At 39.9% G+C, this 16,443-nt stretch carries 15 protein-coding genes; 8 read left to right on the top strand and 7 right to left on the bottom strand.

Annotated features, from left to right (window positions below; translation table 11 throughout):
• Positions 1 to 237 (top strand): tRNA ligase subunit PheS family protein (locus ACZFYI_RS05285; RefSeq protein WP_462523076.1); only part of this gene is annotated, 237 nt, incomplete at its 5' end.
• Positions 238 to 271: 34 nt separating this feature from the next.
• Here ACZFYI_RS05285 and ACZFYI_RS05280 read toward each other — a convergent pair.
• The 4 genes from ACZFYI_RS05280 to ACZFYI_RS05265 form a co-directional block, all read right to left on the bottom strand.
• Positions 272 to 1,036: a geranylgeranylglyceryl/heptaprenylglyceryl phosphate synthase gene (locus ACZFYI_RS05280; RefSeq protein ID WP_462523075.1), complete on the bottom strand. Its 765-nt coding sequence runs from the start codon at positions 1,034 to 1,036 to the stop codon at positions 272 to 274.
• Positions 1,026 to 1,400, bottom strand: a complete 375-nt coding sequence (locus ACZFYI_RS05275) for a hypothetical protein (protein ID WP_462523074.1) — start codon at positions 1,398 to 1,400, stop codon at positions 1,026 to 1,028. Before ACZFYI_RS05275 ends, ACZFYI_RS05280 begins: the two co-directional genes overlap by 11 nt.
• Positions 1,390 to 1,749 (bottom strand): phage holin family protein, encoded by a 360-nt coding sequence (locus ACZFYI_RS05270; protein WP_462523073.1) that lies wholly within the window; start codon positions 1,747 to 1,749, stop codon positions 1,390 to 1,392. Before ACZFYI_RS05270 ends, ACZFYI_RS05275 begins: the two co-directional genes overlap by 11 nt.
• A gap of 66 nt (positions 1,750 to 1,815) precedes the next feature.
• Positions 1,816 to 2,427 carry a YkgJ family cysteine cluster protein gene (locus ACZFYI_RS05265; protein ID WP_462523072.1) on the bottom strand — a complete coding sequence of 204 codons (612 nt, stop codon included), beginning with the start codon at positions 2,425 to 2,427 and terminating at the stop codon, positions 1,816 to 1,818.
• Between the two features lie 177 nt (positions 2,428 to 2,604).
• Here ACZFYI_RS05265 and ACZFYI_RS05260 point away from each other — a divergent pair, with 177 nt between their 5' ends.
• From ACZFYI_RS05260 to ACZFYI_RS05230, 7 genes are all read left to right on the top strand, one after another.
• Positions 2,605 to 3,339 (top strand): LOG family protein, encoded by a 735-nt coding sequence (locus ACZFYI_RS05260; protein WP_462523071.1) that lies wholly within the window; start codon positions 2,605 to 2,607, stop codon positions 3,337 to 3,339.
• A gap of 2 nt (positions 3,340 to 3,341) precedes the next feature.
• Positions 3,342 to 4,289: a lytic transglycosylase domain-containing protein gene (locus tag ACZFYI_RS05255; protein ID WP_462523070.1), complete on the top strand. Its 948-nt coding sequence runs from the start codon at positions 3,342 to 3,344 to the stop codon at positions 4,287 to 4,289.
• A gap of 69 nt (positions 4,290 to 4,358) precedes the next feature.
• Positions 4,359 to 6,197: a hypothetical protein gene (locus ACZFYI_RS05250; protein WP_462523069.1), complete on the top strand. Its 1,839-nt coding sequence runs from the start codon at positions 4,359 to 4,361 to the stop codon at positions 6,195 to 6,197.
• Positions 6,198 to 6,360: 163 nt separating this feature from the next.
• Positions 6,361 to 9,192: an excinuclease ABC subunit UvrA gene (gene uvrA, locus ACZFYI_RS05245; protein ID WP_462523068.1), complete on the top strand. Its 2,832-nt coding sequence runs from the start codon at positions 6,361 to 6,363 to the stop codon at positions 9,190 to 9,192.
• Positions 9,193 to 9,285: 93 nt separating this feature from the next.
• Positions 9,286 to 10,338 (top strand): sensor histidine kinase, encoded by a 1,053-nt coding sequence (locus ACZFYI_RS05240; protein WP_462523067.1) that lies wholly within the window; start codon positions 9,286 to 9,288, stop codon positions 10,336 to 10,338.
• Positions 10,339 to 10,350: 12 nt separating this feature from the next.
• Positions 10,351 to 11,085 (top strand): LytR/AlgR family response regulator transcription factor, encoded by a 735-nt coding sequence (locus ACZFYI_RS05235; RefSeq protein ID WP_462523066.1) that lies wholly within the window; start codon positions 10,351 to 10,353, stop codon positions 11,083 to 11,085.
• Between the two features lie 144 nt (positions 11,086 to 11,229).
• Complete coding sequence (locus ACZFYI_RS05230; RefSeq protein WP_462523065.1) at positions 11,230 to 11,985, top strand: LytR/AlgR family response regulator transcription factor; 756 nt, start codon at positions 11,230 to 11,232, stop codon at positions 11,983 to 11,985.
• Between the two features lie 73 nt (positions 11,986 to 12,058).
• Here the strand turns inward: ACZFYI_RS05230 and ACZFYI_RS05225 are convergent, their stop codons facing one another.
• The 3 genes from ACZFYI_RS05225 to ACZFYI_RS05215 all read right to left on the bottom strand — a co-directional run bounded on the left by ACZFYI_RS05225 (position 12,059) and on the right by ACZFYI_RS05215 (position 16,060).
• Entirely contained in the window at positions 12,059 to 12,415 is a 357-nt protein-coding gene (locus ACZFYI_RS05225; RefSeq protein ID WP_462523064.1) for a hypothetical protein, read from the bottom strand.
• A 295-nt stretch (positions 12,416 to 12,710) separates the two neighbouring features.
• Positions 12,711 to 14,057 (bottom strand): PhoH family protein, encoded by a 1,347-nt coding sequence (locus ACZFYI_RS05220; RefSeq protein ID WP_462523063.1) that lies wholly within the window; start codon positions 14,055 to 14,057, stop codon positions 12,711 to 12,713.
• Positions 14,058 to 14,383: 326 nt separating this feature from the next.
• Complete coding sequence (locus ACZFYI_RS05215) at positions 14,384 to 16,060, bottom strand: PQQ-dependent sugar dehydrogenase (RefSeq protein WP_462523062.1); 1,677 nt, start codon at positions 16,058 to 16,060, stop codon at positions 14,384 to 14,386.
• Positions 16,061 to 16,443 lie beyond the last annotated feature (383 nt).

Below are 16,443 nucleotides of genomic sequence, written 5' to 3'. Positions count from 1 at the left end.
TGCGGAGGCAAAGGCTGCAACGTCTGTAAAGGTACCGGATGGGTAGAAATCGGCGGTTCGGGAATGGTGGATCCCAATGTTCTGGAAAATTGTGGCATTGATTCCCAAAAATATACCGGTTTTGCCTTTGGAATGGGTATCGAGCGCATTGCCATGCTCAAATACCAGATCAAGGACCTCAGGTTATTTACAGAAAATGATGTGAGGTTTCTCCGGCAATTCAAGCCAATGCTTTAAGCCAAGCGCTTTCTCGGAAACGGGGAAGCGCTTTTTAATTGGAAAGAATCCTGAAAGACTCCAGATAGGAAGCGGCTTCTTTGATTAGATTTGGGTTTTTTCCGGCTCCGTTTCCGATGACCACCACATCAGCACCGGATTCGAAGGCTGTTTGGATTTTGTCCCTTGTATTGAGTCCGCCACCAACAAAAAGCGGAGACTTTATTTTTTTCTTAACCGCCCTGATGATTTCTGCTGAGACAGGATGTGGTGCCCCACTTCCTGCATCCAGATAAAAATACTGCAATCCCAAAAAATGCCCAGCCAAGGCAGTGGCTACGGCCAATTCAGGATGGTGGTTGGGTAATGGAATGGTCTGACTGATATAATGGACACTGGTAGTTTGTCCCCCATCCACCAACATATATCCAGTCGGCAGCACCTCCACTTTACTTTTATCCAAAATCGGTGCAATACTCACATGCTGCCCTATCAGCAGATCAGGATTTCGGCCGGAAATCAAAGAAAGAAAAAGAATGGCATCCGCCAAAGGCGAAAATTGAAGTGAATTGCCTGGAAAAATAACCACCGGAATATCGGGGCTTACACTTTTGATAAATCTGATGATTTCACCGATTGTATTTTGCTGGATCAGACTTCCCCCCAAAAAGAAAAAATCGATTTTGAGCTGAACAGCCTCCTGAAGCTGATTTTCAAATAGTACCGGGGACTGGATATCATCCGGGTCGATAAGCCATGCAATGCCTTTTCGGCCTGATTCCGTCAATTCCTGTAGCTTCAGGCCTACATTATTTTGCATCCTCCTCAGGTTTCTTTTTTGGTTCGTTCACTCTATTTAAAAATTGCTCCCTTCCATAATTGATAGCAATCGGGAGTAAAGCAGCTCCTAATCTTCCCATAAATCCGGGGTCACTTTTGCGAGTGAGTTTTTCTTTAATCTCTTCATCCAAAAGACCTTCCTTTTCCAATGCTTCAAGGACTTTTTTTGTCTTTTTGTTTTTTTTCCCACTAAAAATCTTGTAGACAGCAAATGCAACAACAGCCCCTGCAAGGACTGCTCCTCCTATTTTGATATAGTCCTCAGATTCTTTCTGTGCAATATCCAATTGCATCTTGAGGGTCTGCTCCAGTTCCTCAGCCTTTTTGGTCAAATCACTCTTCATCGTCTGACCTTCTTTTAGACTTAAAAACAAAAGCTCTGATCACTTCCTGGAAACCCCGAATCAGGGTCTTGGAATCCTTTAGAAAATAAAGCAGCACCAACATGAGCAAATAAATCAAAGCCACATACATAAAACCCTTAGAGGGAGAGTGCATCAATTCACTCAAATAAAAAGCAAGTGAAAAACTGGCAAAAAAAACCACAATTACAGAAACTGTACCCATGACCACAAGCAGAAATACCCGTGCCATGACTGTGGAAATCTGCTCATTGATTTCATCTTTAACCAGCTGCACCCTCACGTCTATGAGTTGCTTGACTGTTTGTATGATTTCAGAAACATTCAGCATAATTGGAAGATTTAACGGCTCAGATTGATTTTCTAATTCTTTACAATATAAGCTAAAAAGACCATTTCAGAAACTTTCCATTGTTTCTGATTCTTCACTGCCCTCGTAATACTTGAATCTCAAAACTGCTTCCAAGGCCTTTTGGATAGCTTTATTGATGGGCATTTGCTCCGAAGTCAGTTGAAAATCAATGTTGTAGAGTTGGGAATAGGCATCCCCGCTCAAGGGAACGGGCATTCCTTCATTTACCGCAAGGGAAGCGGCTTCGTATTTTTCCTTTTTCCCTTCTTTAATTTTTTTACAGGTGATGATCTCTTTTTTGGCCAACCTATTTCTACGCGCCGAAGAACCAAAAAGCCTGCAAATCATCCCCCTGTTTTGATAATCGGAACAAAATCCCATAGATCCGTCCGCAGAAGTGGCTTTGTAAACGACACAAGGTTCCTCCACGATTTTTGATTCCAGTAGCGTAAGGGCTGCCTCCGCTTTTCCTTTTTCATACAAATCAAAAGCCAAGGGTAGAAATTCCAAAACAGAGGCACTCACTTTGGGATTGGCACAACAAAACCCACATCCGGAGATGCAGCCAATCTGACTTGCATCTAAAAATAGCTTGATTTCGGCATCCAATTCTTCAAATACCCTTCTTACTTCCTGCGACTTCTGTTGAAGATTCATATTCCCGATTTTTAAAAGCCTGCGAAAGTAAAAAGAGTTCTGTATCAAAACAATAGGCCTTAACGAATCATTTTGGAGTTTTTGATTTTATGCATTTATTTCGGCTTACTTTCCTTACCAATCCTTTAAGTCCTATATTTAATTTTCATTTCCAAAAACCAACTTTAACACCGAATAATGAGCAGTAGATTTGACAATTTTGAAGAAAAAAGAGAGGAGAAAATCCGTAAAGCCTTTAAAGAGCGTGATTGGAACGAAATCAAAAGTGCAGATTCTTGGGCTATATTTAAGGTAATCGCTGAGTTTGTGGAAGGGTTTGAAAAACTCTCCAAAATTGGTCCGTGTGTCTCTGTTTTTGGTTCGGCGAGAACTCCCTCCAACAATCCGCATTATATCATGGCCGAAGAAATCTCAGCCAAACTCGTGAGGCATGGCTATGGAGTCATCACAGGAGGCGGACCGGGTATCATGGAAGCTGCAAACAAAGGTGCGAGTTCTGAAAACGGCAAGTCTGTCGGACTCTGCATCAAATTGCCTTTTGAAGCCAAGGGAAACATCTACATAGACCCGGACAAAATGATCATGTTTGATTATTTCTTTGTCAGAAAAGTCATGTTCACAAAATATTCCCAAGGATTTGTCGTGTTACCCGGAGGGTTTGGGACATTGGATGAACTTTTTGAGGCATTCACCTTGATCCAAACCATCAAAATAGGAAGGTTTCCCATTGTATTGGTCGGCAAGGCTTTTTGGGAAGGCCTGATCGAATGGATCAAAAATACCCTGCTTGAAAAATACGGATACATCAGCAAAGAAGACCTTGACCTGTTTTATCTTGTAGACGATGCTTCGGAGGCAGTCAAGGTTATTGATGAATTTTACAGTAAATATTTGCTCACCCCCAATTATTGATTTTGAGACGATACCACCTTTATATCATTTACAGCCTGATTGCAGGACTTCTTATTTGGAATCTTTTTTTACAGTTTGGGGAAAAAACCGCAAATCCAAATGGAGAGGAAGTCCTTGTAAGGTCAGCGGAAGGGGAGCATTTTCGGATTAACATTCCTGATGCAAAAGTCAGGATCTTTGAAATCCCAAAAAAAATAACCTTCGCAAACGAGACAGTTCCCTTGGAGCAGGCAGATGTTTTTGAAAGGTTTGAAAGGGAAATTTACGTCAATGCCTATTGGCAGTCCAATATGATCCTGTTGATGAAAAGAGCCGGAAAATACCTGCCGACGATTGAAAAAATCCTTCAGGAACAAGGTGTCCCCGATGATTTCAAATACCTGGCTATGGCCGAGTCCGGACTGTTAAATGTGATATCTTCTGCCGATGCAAGGGGATTCTGGCAAATCATGGAAGGCACTGCCAAAGATTACAAGCTTGAAGTCAGTGATGATGTGGATGAAAGATACCACCTCGAAAAATCAACTTTGGCAGCATGCAAGTACCTGAAAACTGCCTACAGCAAATTTGGAAATTGGACTTCTGTCGCCGCAAGTTACAATATCGGCATCACAGGAATCCGGAAGAGGAAGGAGGAGCAAAACCAAAGTAATTATTATAACCTTTATTTGGTCGAGGAGACTAGTAGGTACCTTTTTAGGATTTTGGCATTCAAGGAAATCTTTGAAAATCCCAAAAAATATGGTTTCGAGCTTTCCGAAGAAAACATTTATAAGCAACCCCTTTTTAGAGAATTAAAGGTAAACCAATCCATAAACAGTCTTGCAAATTGGGCTATTCAACACAGCAGTAATTACAAAGAATTGAAAATCCACAACCCTTGGCTCAGGTCCCAAAAGCTCAAGATCAAAAAAGGGGGTGATTATATCATAAAATTACCTATAAACTGACCTATTTTTATTCATAACTTATCAATGTGATTTTATTTTCAATAAATTAACAGTGAATATCCTCTTCATATGAAAAAACTATTGATTTTTCTTATCGCATTAATCGTTATTGGATTCGTTGCTTTCAGGAGCTTTCCAATATTGATCAACAAATATTTAAACAGCAATGCTGACAGGCTGATTTCCAATATGATCACCCGAACAAGCAGCTTTGGCGAACACGAGGTTACATTTGGAGAGATAGCCTTGAATTACGATTATTCCGGCACTTATCTCAAAATTAAAAATATCCGTGTAACTCCTTCAGAAAGTCTTGGTAAAGATAGGATAACAGTCAATCTTACAATTGACTTCATTGACCTGACCGGGTTTAAATGGTTCCCTTTTTTATTTAATAATACCATTACTGTTGATTCTGCATTGGTAGATAATATCAATATCATATCATCTTCCCCACCGTGGGATTCACTTTTCAACGAACCCAAAAAACCCAAGAAAAAATCCGGCAAAGACTATGACCTGATTGAGGTAAAAAATTTCCGCATGAAGGATTTATCAGTGGAAATAAAAAACAACCTCTATGATTCCGTCAGGATATCCTTGGTTAAAATGAATGTGAATGCCAAAGATTTCAAGCTGACAAAAGAGGATATTGAGAACCCAAAGTCACTTTTTGAAGTGGAAATGATCCATGGAAGTATAGAAAAAGCACAGTTCCACTTTGATAAATTTCGCCAATCTACTTTGGTGAAAGACATTGTTTTTGATACAAAGACAAAGAAAATGACATTCGGCTACATCGGGCTCCACAATAAGCTAGATCGCTACGCTTATACTTCTCTTTTTGAAAACAGGGAAAGTTGGATAGACATCAGCAAAACCAAAATGGAATTGGCCGGAGTCAATTTTGGGAATTACCTCAAAAATGGAATTGTAGAAATAGACTCCCTTACTGCCAATGGACTTCATCTGGAGCTTTTTGTCGACAAAAGGAAAAAAGAGGATCTCAAAAAGCGACCCCAAATGATCCACCAAACCATGCAAAACCTCAAGCAGGTCATCCATATTGAGCATCTGTTTGTGAATGACGCTTACATCAGAATAGAAGAAAGGCCCGACAATGCTTCTCCAAGAGCTGCATTTTTATATTTCTCTGACCTCAATGCCCATATTAGAAACGTTTCCAATTTTGTAGAAAGAAGGGGGAAAAACAGGACGCTTGAATTGGACCTTTCAGCCAAACTGATGGGAGAAGGTCCCCTTACCGCCAATGTCAAGTTTGATCTTGAAAATCCTGAGGGCAAATTTACATTGAAAGGAACTCTCGGGAAAATAAGACTCAGTTCTTTGAATTCCATGATTGAACCTGAAGCCAAAGTAGGGCTTAAATCCGGAACCATCGACCGGATGGACTTTAACATACTTGGCAATGATTACGACGGTTCGGGAGAACTTATCATCAGATACGAAAATCTAGAAATGGAACTGCTAAATAAAAACTATGAAGCCGATGAAAAAATACTGAGGAAGATCGGTTCCTTCTTTGCAAATAAAATTGTCATCAAATCAAATAACCCCAATAAAAAAGGAGAAGTAAAAAAAGGGAACGTATATTTTATCAGAGAAACGCATAAATCTATGTTTGCTTATTGGTGGAAGCTGATTTTTTCAGGAATGAAATCCACCATCACCGGAGAAAGTATGGAAGAAATGAAGCAGAAAGCTTTGGAAAAAAACAATCCTGCCGCCTCTTCCACCGGGCAAGACAAATCAGCTGAAAAAAAGGAAACAGACAAGAAAGCGACCAAAGAAGCCAAAAAAGAGGCAAAGGAAGAAAAAAAGCAAGAACGTAAGAACCAAAGAGAAGAGAAAAAAGCTGCAAAAAAAGACGGCACGCTCACAGATTAAATCAGGAGGGGAAAATATTGAAATACTTTTTACCCCAGATTCATATCCATAATATTTTATTAAACCATAACCGGTGTTTGGGGGTTTTATGATTGGATTCGACTGGGAATCCCACCCATAAATTCGTACTTTTGCGAGCTTGAATAAAATGCAAAATCCCTCCATGTCCGAACTGTCAATAGAAAAAAAAGAAGAATTTATCGAAATTTTTGGTGCTAGGGAACACAACCTTAAAAACATCGATATCAGTATTCCAAGGAATAAATTGGTAGTCATCACCGGGCTAAGTGGCAGTGGAAAAAGCTCACTTGCATTTGACACCATCTACGCTGAGGGACAAAGACGGTATATGGAAAGCTTTTCAGCTTATGCCCGATCTTTTTTGGGAGGAATGGAAAGACCCGATGTGGATAAAATCAACGGACTTTCACCGGTAATCTCTATTGAACAAAAGACGACTTCAAAAAACCCAAGGTCAACAGTAGGAACGGTCACTGAAATCTATGATTTTATGAGATTGCTTTATGCAAGAGCAGGGGATGCATATTCTTACCTCACAGGAAAGAAAATGATCCGGCAGACAGAAGACCAGATCATAGAGCAATTGTTTGACAAGTTCAAAGATCAAAAACTATACATACTTGCACCGATCGTAAAAGGCCGGAAGGGACATTATAGAGAGCTTTTTGAGCAGGTCCGGAAATTGGGTTTTTCGAAAGTCAGGATAGACGGAGTTGTCATGGATGTGGTGCCAAAGATGCAGGTAGACCGGTACAAAATCCACGATATCGAAATAGTCATAGACAGGATTGTGGCAGAAGAAGAAGATAGGTTCCGAATCAGCCAATCCCTAAAAACAGGGCTTCAACATGGCAAAGGCGTCATCATGCTCCGAGATGAAAAAGGAGAAATCCACCATTTTTCAAAGTTTTTGATGGATCCTGTCACCGGACTGTCATATGATGAACCTGCACCCAACAGCTTTTCTTTCAACAGTCCTTATGGCGCTTGTCCAGCTTGTAACGGCCTGGGAGTCATCGAGGAAATTACCATCGAAAATATCATACCTGACCGGAGCCTCAGCATCAGCAGAGGAGGCATTGCTCCTTTGGGTGAATACAGAGATGTATGGATTTTCAAAAAAGTGGAAGCCATTCTGAAGCACTACAAATGCAGCATCACCACGCCTATAGAAAGCCTGCCGGAGGAAGTAATAGATATTTTACTCTATGGAGACAAAATCGAAGTAGCTGTAGAATCGGTAAAATATCCCGGAACGGAATGGCATACCACCTTTGAAGGAATTGTGAATTTTCTACAGAAGCAGCAAGAAGGCGGAACAGAAAAAATCCTGGATTGGGTCAATGAGTTTACTACTACCAAAACCTGCCCAGAGTGTAATGGCTACAGGTTGAAAAAAGAAGCGCTGCATTTCAAGATTGATGAAAAACACATTGGAGAGCTTGCCATGATGGATATCACCGCTTTGGGAGGCTGGTTTGATGGATTGGAAAGCAGGATGTCAGAAAGACAGCAGGTCATCGGTAAAGAGGTATTGAAAGAAATCCGAAAGCGGATTGGATTTCTTCTTGACATTGGATTGGATTACCTTTCCCTTAACAGACCTTTGAGAACGCTTTCAGGTGGCGAAGCACAGCGTATCCGACTTGCGACACAGATCGGAACTCAATTGGTGGGCGTGCTGTATATTTTGGATGAACCGAGCATCGGACTGCATCAAAGGGACAATGTCAAATTGATCAAAGCCCTACAGGATCTCCGTGATTTGGGCAACTCAGTCCTCGTGGTAGAGCATGACAAAGATATGATGCTTCTTTCAGACTATGTGGTGGATATCGGCCCCGGCGCAGGAAGACATGGGGGACAAATTGTAGCGGCGGGTACTCCGGATGAATTTTTGAAACAAAGAAGCATTACCGGAAAATACCTCACCCATGAGCTATCCATCAAAGTGCCTGATCAAAGAAGGAAGGGAAGCGGAAACTTCCTGGATCTAAAAGGGGCCAAAGGAAATAACCTGAAAAATGTAACGCTCAAACTCCCCTTGGGAACCATGGTTTGTGTCACTGGAGTTTCCGGTAGCGGTAAAAGTTCCCTGATTCATGAGACCTTGTTTCCCATCTTAAACCAGCATTTCTACAATTCAAAAAAAGAGCCTTTGGCATATGATACCATAGATGGGCTAAAGCACCTTGACAAAGTCATTGAGGTTGACCAATCCCCGATCGGCAGAACCCCAAGATCTAATCCAGCCACTTATACAGGCGTTTTTTCGGATATCAGAACATTATTTACAGAGCTTCCTGAATCCAAAATCCGGGGATATAAACCAGGCAGGTTTAGTTTCAATGTCAAAGGTGGCAGGTGTGAGGACTGCGAAGGGGCAGGGATGAAACTCATTGAAATGGATTTTCTTCCAGATGTACATATTCCCTGCGAAACCTGCAAAGGGAAGCGATACAACAGAGAAACACTTGAAGTCAGGTTCAAAGGAAAATCGATCTCTGACGTCCTCGACATGACTGTAGAGCAGGCAGTTGAGTTTTTCGAAAACCAACCAAAAATCCTCAGGAGGATCCAAACCCTCAATGATGTCGGTCTTGGATATATCACTCTTGGGCAACATGCTACCACCCTATCAGGAGGCGAGGCACAGCGGGTCAAGTTGGCCACCGAGCTTTCCAAAAAAGATACAGGAAAGACATTCTACATCCTTGATGAACCTACGACAGGATTACATTTTCAGGATATCGAACATTTATTGGAAGTTTTGAACAGGCTAGTAGACAAAGGGAATACGGTTCTTATCATTGAGCACAACATGGATGTCATCAAAATGGCAGACCATGTAGTAGACATAGGATTGGAAGGCGGCGAAAAAGGCGGTCAGATAATCGCGGAAGGTACACCTGAACAAATTGCAAAAGATAAAAGGAGTTATACTGCAAAGTTTTTGCGGGAGGAATTGAACTGATAAAAGCATATGACCTCAAAATGGCAGGATTTTACCTATCAATAAAAAAGACCGAATGCTTAATGCCGACATGTCTATATTTGAAGGAAGGCCATGAATAGGACGAGATTATATTGGATTTTACAGATTTTGGGTTGGTCAGGATATGCTTTGATCAACCTTTTCTTTGTTTCTTTGGATCGAAGAATCACTCCTGTTCAGATAGGAGCTTATTCCTCTTTGGCGGCATTTTACTTTTTGTCCACGCATGCATTCAGGTATGCGATCAAGAAATATGGTTGGTTGAATTTAAATTTTACCAAACTTCTTTCCAATACGCTCCTAACATTGGGAGTGTTGAGTATTTTGAATACCATAGCCCAGATTATCATTAGTTGGGTATTTGGTACGCTCAATCCAGAAACTGAATTTAGGCTTATCGTCATTTCAGGAAATATCTTTGTCAGCTTTCTGTTCTATTCGCTTTGGAGCATGGTATATTTTCTGTTTCATTTTTTGGACAGTTACAACCAATCGCTTAGATACCAGGCCAAGATCAACGAAATTCAGCTGAATCACCTCAAAAGCCAGCTAAACCCTCATTTTATATTCAATGCACTTAACAGCGTAAGGGCATTGGTAGACGAAGACCCTGCCAAAGCAAAACTTGCCATCACCCAGCTATCCAATATTTTGCGGTTTTCCCTGATGATGGATAAAAAGAGAACCATTGATTTCGAAAATGAAATCAATACTGTGAAAGATTACCTTAACTTGGAGACCATCAGGTTTGAAGAAAGGCTTCAGGTCAAATATGACATTGAACCCTCTGCCTATGACTATAAAATCCCACCGATGATGCTGCAGACAATCGTCGAAAACGCCATCAAACATGGAATCTCCAACAGGGTAAAAGGTGGATTGGTCGAAATCAAATGTAAGGAAGGAATTTCAGATGATTTGATCATTCAGGTCAAAAACAGCGGACAACTGAAAAACAATACCATAGGTAGAAAAAAAGAAAGAGAAGGTCACGGTATCAACAATACCATGCAGCGGTTGAAGCTGATATATGGTGACAGGGCTACATTTAAGATATACAATTCAGAAAGTGATTTTGTAATTACAGAAATAAAAATTCCAAAACAAAACCCTAACTTAGGTTAAAAATTCAATAAGATGAGAGCACTTGTAATAGACGACGAAAGACTGGCAAGGAAAGAACTGATCAACTTGCTATCACAATATGATCAAGTTGAGATAGTTGGCGAAGCCAATAACGTGGATGATGCCAAAGAGAAAATAGAAGCATTGGCCCCGGATGTAGTCTTTCTCGATATCCAAATGCCTGAAAAAACAGGTTTTGATTTATTGGAAGAATTAGACAATGTACCTCATGTGGTATTTACCACTGCCTATGACGAATATGCCATCAAAGCATTTCAGGTCAATGCCTTGGATTATCTTTTAAAACCTATTGAACCAAAGCGATTGGGAGAAGCTATTGAGCGCCTGTTGAAAATATTAAATGAAAGTCAGGACAAATCTGAAGAGTTGGGTTCATTTGCAGGGAGAAAACTCACCTTAGATGACCAGGTTTTTGTAAAGGATGGAGACCGTTGTTGGTTTGTCAAACTATCAAATGTGAGGCTTTTTGAATCGGATGGAAACTATATCAAGGTTTATTTTGATAACTTCAAGCCAATGATCCACAAATCACTCAATGCCCTTGATGAGAGGTTGAGTGAAAAATCATTCTTCAGAGCAAGCAGAAAACACATCATTAACCTGAGCTGGGTGGAGGCAATAGAGCCTTGGTTTAATGGAGGACTTGTTGTGACCCTCAAAGGAGGTGACCGAATTGAAGTCAGTAGAAGACAGGCTGCAAGATTCAAAGATATGATGAGTCTATAAAAATGTTTAATGGATTATTGGAGAAATTTTAAATAAATATTGATTGTGAAAACTATAATTTGTAAATAGTCATTTGTATAATTTTCACCACCAATAAAAATTATTTAATATTTATTATAACGTATTATTTCCCGCAAAAAATATATGAAAGAGGAAAGAATTCTGATCGTCGAAGATGATGTAAACATAGCCGAAAACATTGAAGAGATTTTAGAACTTTTAGGTTACGTCAATATTGACATCGCAAACTCCGCCAACCAAGCCATCAAAGTCGTCAAAAAATACAGACCTGACTTGGTATTTATGGATATCAAGCTCAAGGGAGATAAAGATGGTATCGAACTGGGAGAAATCATCAAACAAATGGTGGATGCGCCTTTGGTTTATGTAACATCATACAGTGATCCTACCATCATTGAACGAGCAAAAAGGATTAATCCAGCAGGCTTTATTGTAAAACCATTCAACACAAATGACATTCATGCCATTGTGGAAATTGTACTTTACAATAAAAGAACTAAGCCTGCAGCAGAGACTGTTGCTGTAAGAACCAAAGACGAAAGTCCATACCTTGTTGCAGATGCGGTTTTTATCAAAGCAGACAATGCCTATGAAAGGGTGCCATATGAGGAAATCTACTATGTGGAAGCCAATGGAAATATGGTAACGATCTATACAAAGGCAAGAAATTTTACCATCAGAAAATCCATGAAAGACATGGAAGAAAAGCTTCCACCACATCTTTTCCTTCGGGTGCAGAAGTCATTTATTGTACAACTTGCACAGATAGAAAGCTTCAACACCAAGGACATCAATCTTAAAATGGGTGCTGTAGTACAAGTGGGAAGACAATATTATAACAGCTTCCTTGCGAAATTGAATACCATTACTGAAAGTTGATTTTTCAGAACAAATAAAAAAGGTGAGCATGACTCACCTTTTTTTTATTCAAAAAACCAAACAATCAACTAAACTATCTTTCAAGGTAGAATTCTTGGCCTACTGAAGCTGTAACGAATAGTGCCTTTTCAAAAGATCCTTTAAACTTTTTCTTAATTTCTTCTTTATTACCATAAAATTCGGCCACCACTTCTCCATATTTATTGATTATCGTGATAGTCGGAAGTTCTTTCAGATCGGATAGATCCAATTCAAATTCCTGAATGGCATTTTCCCGAACTTCATCCAATCCCAAATTATATTCCATCGGGATTACCTCGTTGATTCGATCAACTTTCGCCTCGGCCTTCGCAGCCCACAAGATTGTCAATGCCATCATTAATCCTAAAAAGGCACAAACTGTTTTTTGAGTTAAAATAGTTGGTTTCATTTTCTTCTAATTTTTAATTTTCTGTGTAAGGTTTAATTTCTTTGGATGCGTTCATTGCATCATATATTTGGTATATGCCAAATTCTGATCCCATTTTTACAATGTGCTGAATATCAATAGTTTAAATGATCAATATAAGATAAAGTGTGTACGATACCGAACATATGATTTACTCTAATGATACAGTTGGATAACACCAATTGGCTAAAAATTGGTTGCATAAAAAAACATTAAAAAGTAAAAAAACCGATAGAATTCAGAATATTCTATCGGTTTGCTAAAAATAAATTAAAATCTACAGAAGATCATTTGCTAGATTAGCGAGTTCCGATCTTTCCCCCTTTTCTAGCTTGATGTGGGCATATAAAGGATGGTCTTTTACCCGATCTATCAAATAAGATAAGCCATTACTCTGACTGTCTAGATATGGTGTATCGATCTGAAAAATATCTCCTGTGAAAATAATCTTGGTATTTTCACCTGCCCGGCTGATGATGGTCTTTATCTCATGTGGAGTCAGGTTTTGTGCCTCATCCACGATAAAGAAAATGTTGGAAAGGGATCTTCCTCGGATATAGGCCAAAGGCTGGATCACCAATTTCTCCTGATTCACCAATTCAGTGATTTTTTGAAATTCCTTGTCAGACTCTTTGAATTGGTTTTGGATAAACTTAAGATTATCCCAAAGGGGCTCCATATAAGGGTTCAATTTGGATTTGATATCTCCCGGTAGGAAGCCAATATCCTTATTACTCAAAGGTACAATTGGTCTTGCCAAAAAAATCTGCTTGTAATCCCTCCTTTGCTCCAATGCGCCTGCAAGTGCCAAAAGCGTCTTTCCTGTTCCGGCGACACCTTGGATCGATACAAGTTTAATCCTTGGGTTTAAAATGGCATGCAGCGCAAAGGCCTGCTCGGCATTCTTTGGTTTGATATTATAAGCAAGCTTTTTATCTACACGCTCGAGCATATTTTCCTCCGAGTTGTAGTATGCCAACACAGAGTTTTTCTCACTCTTAAGGATGTAAAAAGCATTGGCTTTCCTTTTTTTGTTGCCCAAAACAAACTTTGCTTCGACAGCATGATTTTCATATACCCTGTTGATAATGTCAGGCTCTATCCCATCGAGGTAAAATTTACCTGTATTTTCAAGCTCAGAGAGGTTTTTGATCTTACCCGTTTCGTAGTCCTCTGCATGGATGTCAAGGGATTTGGCCTTGAGACGGAGATTGATGTCTTTGCTGACAAGGATTACCTTTCTTCCTTTTTCCATTTGCTGACAATGGAGTGCAGCATTGAGGATTTTGTGGTCGTTTTTTTCTTCACCAAAGATGAGGTTGGCATTGATATTATTGTCGGGATTCATCAAGACCCGAAAATATCCTTTGGTCTTTCCGTTGAGCGGCGTCCAATTATGGATCATGTTATCCTTGGCTAACCCGTCGAGCAGCCTGATAAATTCACGGGCTTCAAAGTTTTTGGTATCATTTCCCTTTTTGAACTGATCGAGCTCCTCCAATACAGTAATCGGGATGACCACATCATGTTCTGCGAAGTTCATGATGGAGTTGTGTGCATATAGGATCACCGAAGTATCCAACACAAAGATTTTACGGTCTTTATCGGATTTGGCTCTAGGCATAGGTTAATAATTTACTAGGTTTTTGTTAGTAAAAAGATAGAGAAATAAAAATTAGATTACCATTGTATCAATAGAAAATAAGATTGTTAACAAAAAGGAAAATCTTAGACTGTTGATTTTCAGGAGGAAAAGTTTACAAAAATCCTGAATCCCTTAATTTCTTTTCCAATACCTATAAAGTATAAGCACCGGTAATACTTTGAAGAAAAATCAGGAAATCAGATAGAACAAAGAATTAAAATCTGACCTCATGAATGCCTCAGCTAACAACAAAACCCTATTATTAGGGTCGGATTTACAGAAACAAATTCAAAAAAGTCCCGGATTCAGTTTTTCAACTTATAGATTTTCCCATCTGCTTTGGTCAGGATATAAACCTGTCCGTTTTTGTCCTGTCCGAATTTGAGGTCCACCCTCGGTTTTCCACACAATTCCTGAAGCGTGGTTTCTTTTCCTCCGATCTTGATTCCTACTTTTTGAACAAAAGGATTTGCAGCATCAAGGTCCGCAAAGAAGACATTTCCCGAAGGAACATCTCCCAAAAGCAGTTTATCTTTAAATTCTCCTGAAGTCGGAAAATAACCTGCAATAACAGCTGCCATGTCATCATGGTCAAACTGTAAATAAGGATAAGTCGCCCCGATCTTTGCATCATCCTCATTCAAAGCAAAGACTTTGTCCATATCGGCATAGGGATCAATGATAAATGTACCTTCCCTAAATGGCCAACCATAAAACCTGCCCGGCAGGATGGCATTGATTTCCTCGATGTTTTTATGCCCGATTTCAGAGGCAAACATCCTTCCGCTTCGATCCCAAAAAATCCTGTTAGGATTGCGGAACCCATAAGCAAAAACCTCACCTGCTTTTGTTGGATCTGCAGCAAATGGATTGCTTGAAGGAATTCCATATCTGCCGTTTTTGCTGTTATTTCCTTGTGGATCTATCCTAAGGATGCTACTCCAAACGGATTTCCCCTGATGGTCTGAAATAAAAACAAATCCGTTTTCGGCACTGCCCCCATCTCCGATTCCTATGTACAACAAACCATAATCCTCATCTTCCGGCTTGGAATGGGGATTAAAGGCAATTTCCTGCATGCCGTGGATTTGTGTGACGACATTTACGCGGAGGAGCTCGCGGCTTTCCCCAACAAAGGATTTTGAAGAAGGATTTGCTGTTTTCCATTCGGTGAGTACCCACTGCATCGTCACTTTGATACTGTCCGCATAGCTAAAATCAGCAGCCTTAGATCTCGGTTTCTCGGTGTGGGAAGTATAGAGCAATCCATTTTTTTCATACTCCGGATGAAATGCATAACTGCCAAAACCTGTTGCCAAACCCGGTTTGGAGACAAAATCCGGCCTTAAAGCTTTCAGATCAAAAAACAATTTGGGCTTTCCTCCCACAAGTTCATACATTTTCCCATGCTGATCCTGTACAAAAAGCCTCCCTGAAACAGGTTCACTTTCCATTTTGGTGATTTTGGCCAAAGGTGAAATGGAATCAGAAGCAGGTATTTGGGCAAAAAATTCAAGTTCTAAAGACAAACCAGAATCGGTTATTTTCTCGGGAATGGGGTCTTCCAAAGCCTCTCTGGCATCCGTATTACCACGATCTACAGACTCAAAAGAATGCATGTAACTTAATAGTGCTTCTATTTCCGCCTCAGAAAGTAAAGGGAAGGCAGGCATCAGGACTTTATATTCCTCCATTAATATTTTGGTCCGCTGATCTCCCTTATCCAAGAGCTGTTGTGGATTTTTGATAAAGGATTTGATCCAGTCAGACTCGATTTGGGTAGTCAGGCCACTGAGATTAGGACCGATAGTCTTTTGGGTGAAGTTGTGACAGGAGGAGCAATTTTGCTCAAACAATGACTTTCCAATGGCTATTTGTTCTGAGTCAGTAGGGATATCCTGACCAAAAGGATGGTTACTTTTTGTGTTGCATCCAATAATCATTAGACAACCTAATGCAATGGAAAGGGCTTGTTTTTTCATTAAAGCATTTCTTGGGATTACCTTAAACCTAAAAATTTTTAGTCAAGATTGAAATAAAAATATTTTGGCGTTCATCTCACTGCCGCAATCGATTAGGAAGCTCAAGGCTGTTTTATTTTTGATAGTGGAAATAACGAATACCTTACGAATCCAATTGGTTTTTTTCAAACCCGAAAGAAAAACCCAAATTAGGAGATAGGCGGAATTTTAACTTCCAATTGTTGTACGGAATCCGCCAAGTACTAATGCCATTCCATAACAGGGCGGGATTTAATTCTTTCTCTTTTTCAATCATTTGGTTAGATTTTTAACGTTGTATTCTTGTGTCACTTTTTGTCATGATACAAAAAGTAACCAAAAAAATCTAGCGCAATAATCCTCCC

This window comes from Aquiflexum sp. (assembly GCF_977115555.1).
This window is presented reverse-complemented; position numbering and strand designations above follow the sequence as displayed.

Coding starts and splice junctions, on each gene's coding strand:
- ACZFYI_RS05275 (WP_462523074.1), bottom strand. CDS start 1,400: ATGAAGAGTGATTTGACCAAAAAGGCTGAGGAACTGGAGCAGACCCTC.
- ACZFYI_RS05225 (WP_462523064.1), bottom strand. CDS start 12,415: ATGAAACCAACTATTTTAACTCAAAAAACAGTTTGTGCCTTTTTAGGA.
- ACZFYI_RS05230 (WP_462523065.1), top strand. CDS start 11,230: ATGAAAGAGGAAAGAATTCTGATCGTCGAAGATGATGTAAACATAGCC.
- ACZFYI_RS05280 (WP_462523075.1), bottom strand. CDS start 1,036: ATGCAAAATAATGTAGGCCTGAAGCTACAGGAATTGACGGAATCAGGC.
- ACZFYI_RS05240 (WP_462523067.1), top strand. CDS start 9,286: ATGAATAGGACGAGATTATATTGGATTTTACAGATTTTGGGTTGGTCA.
- ACZFYI_RS05270 (WP_462523073.1), bottom strand. CDS start 1,749: ATGCTGAATGTTTCTGAAATCATACAAACAGTCAAGCAACTCATAGAC.
- ACZFYI_RS05215 (WP_462523062.1), bottom strand. CDS start 16,060: ATGAAAAAACAAGCCCTTTCCATTGCATTAGGTTGTCTAATGATTATT.
- uvrA (WP_462523068.1), top strand. CDS start 6,361: ATGTCCGAACTGTCAATAGAAAAAAAAGAAGAATTTATCGAAATTTTT.
- ACZFYI_RS05250 (WP_462523069.1), top strand. CDS start 4,359: ATGAAAAAACTATTGATTTTTCTTATCGCATTAATCGTTATTGGATTC.
- ACZFYI_RS05260 (WP_462523071.1), top strand. CDS start 2,605: ATGAGCAGTAGATTTGACAATTTTGAAGAAAAAAGAGAGGAGAAAATC.
- ACZFYI_RS05235 (WP_462523066.1), top strand. CDS start 10,351: ATGAGAGCACTTGTAATAGACGACGAAAGACTGGCAAGGAAAGAACTG.
- ACZFYI_RS05220 (WP_462523063.1), bottom strand. CDS start 14,057: ATGCCTAGAGCCAAATCCGATAAAGACCGTAAAATCTTTGTGTTGGAT.
- ACZFYI_RS05265 (WP_462523072.1), bottom strand. CDS start 2,427: ATGAATCTTCAACAGAAGTCGCAGGAAGTAAGAAGGGTATTTGAAGAA.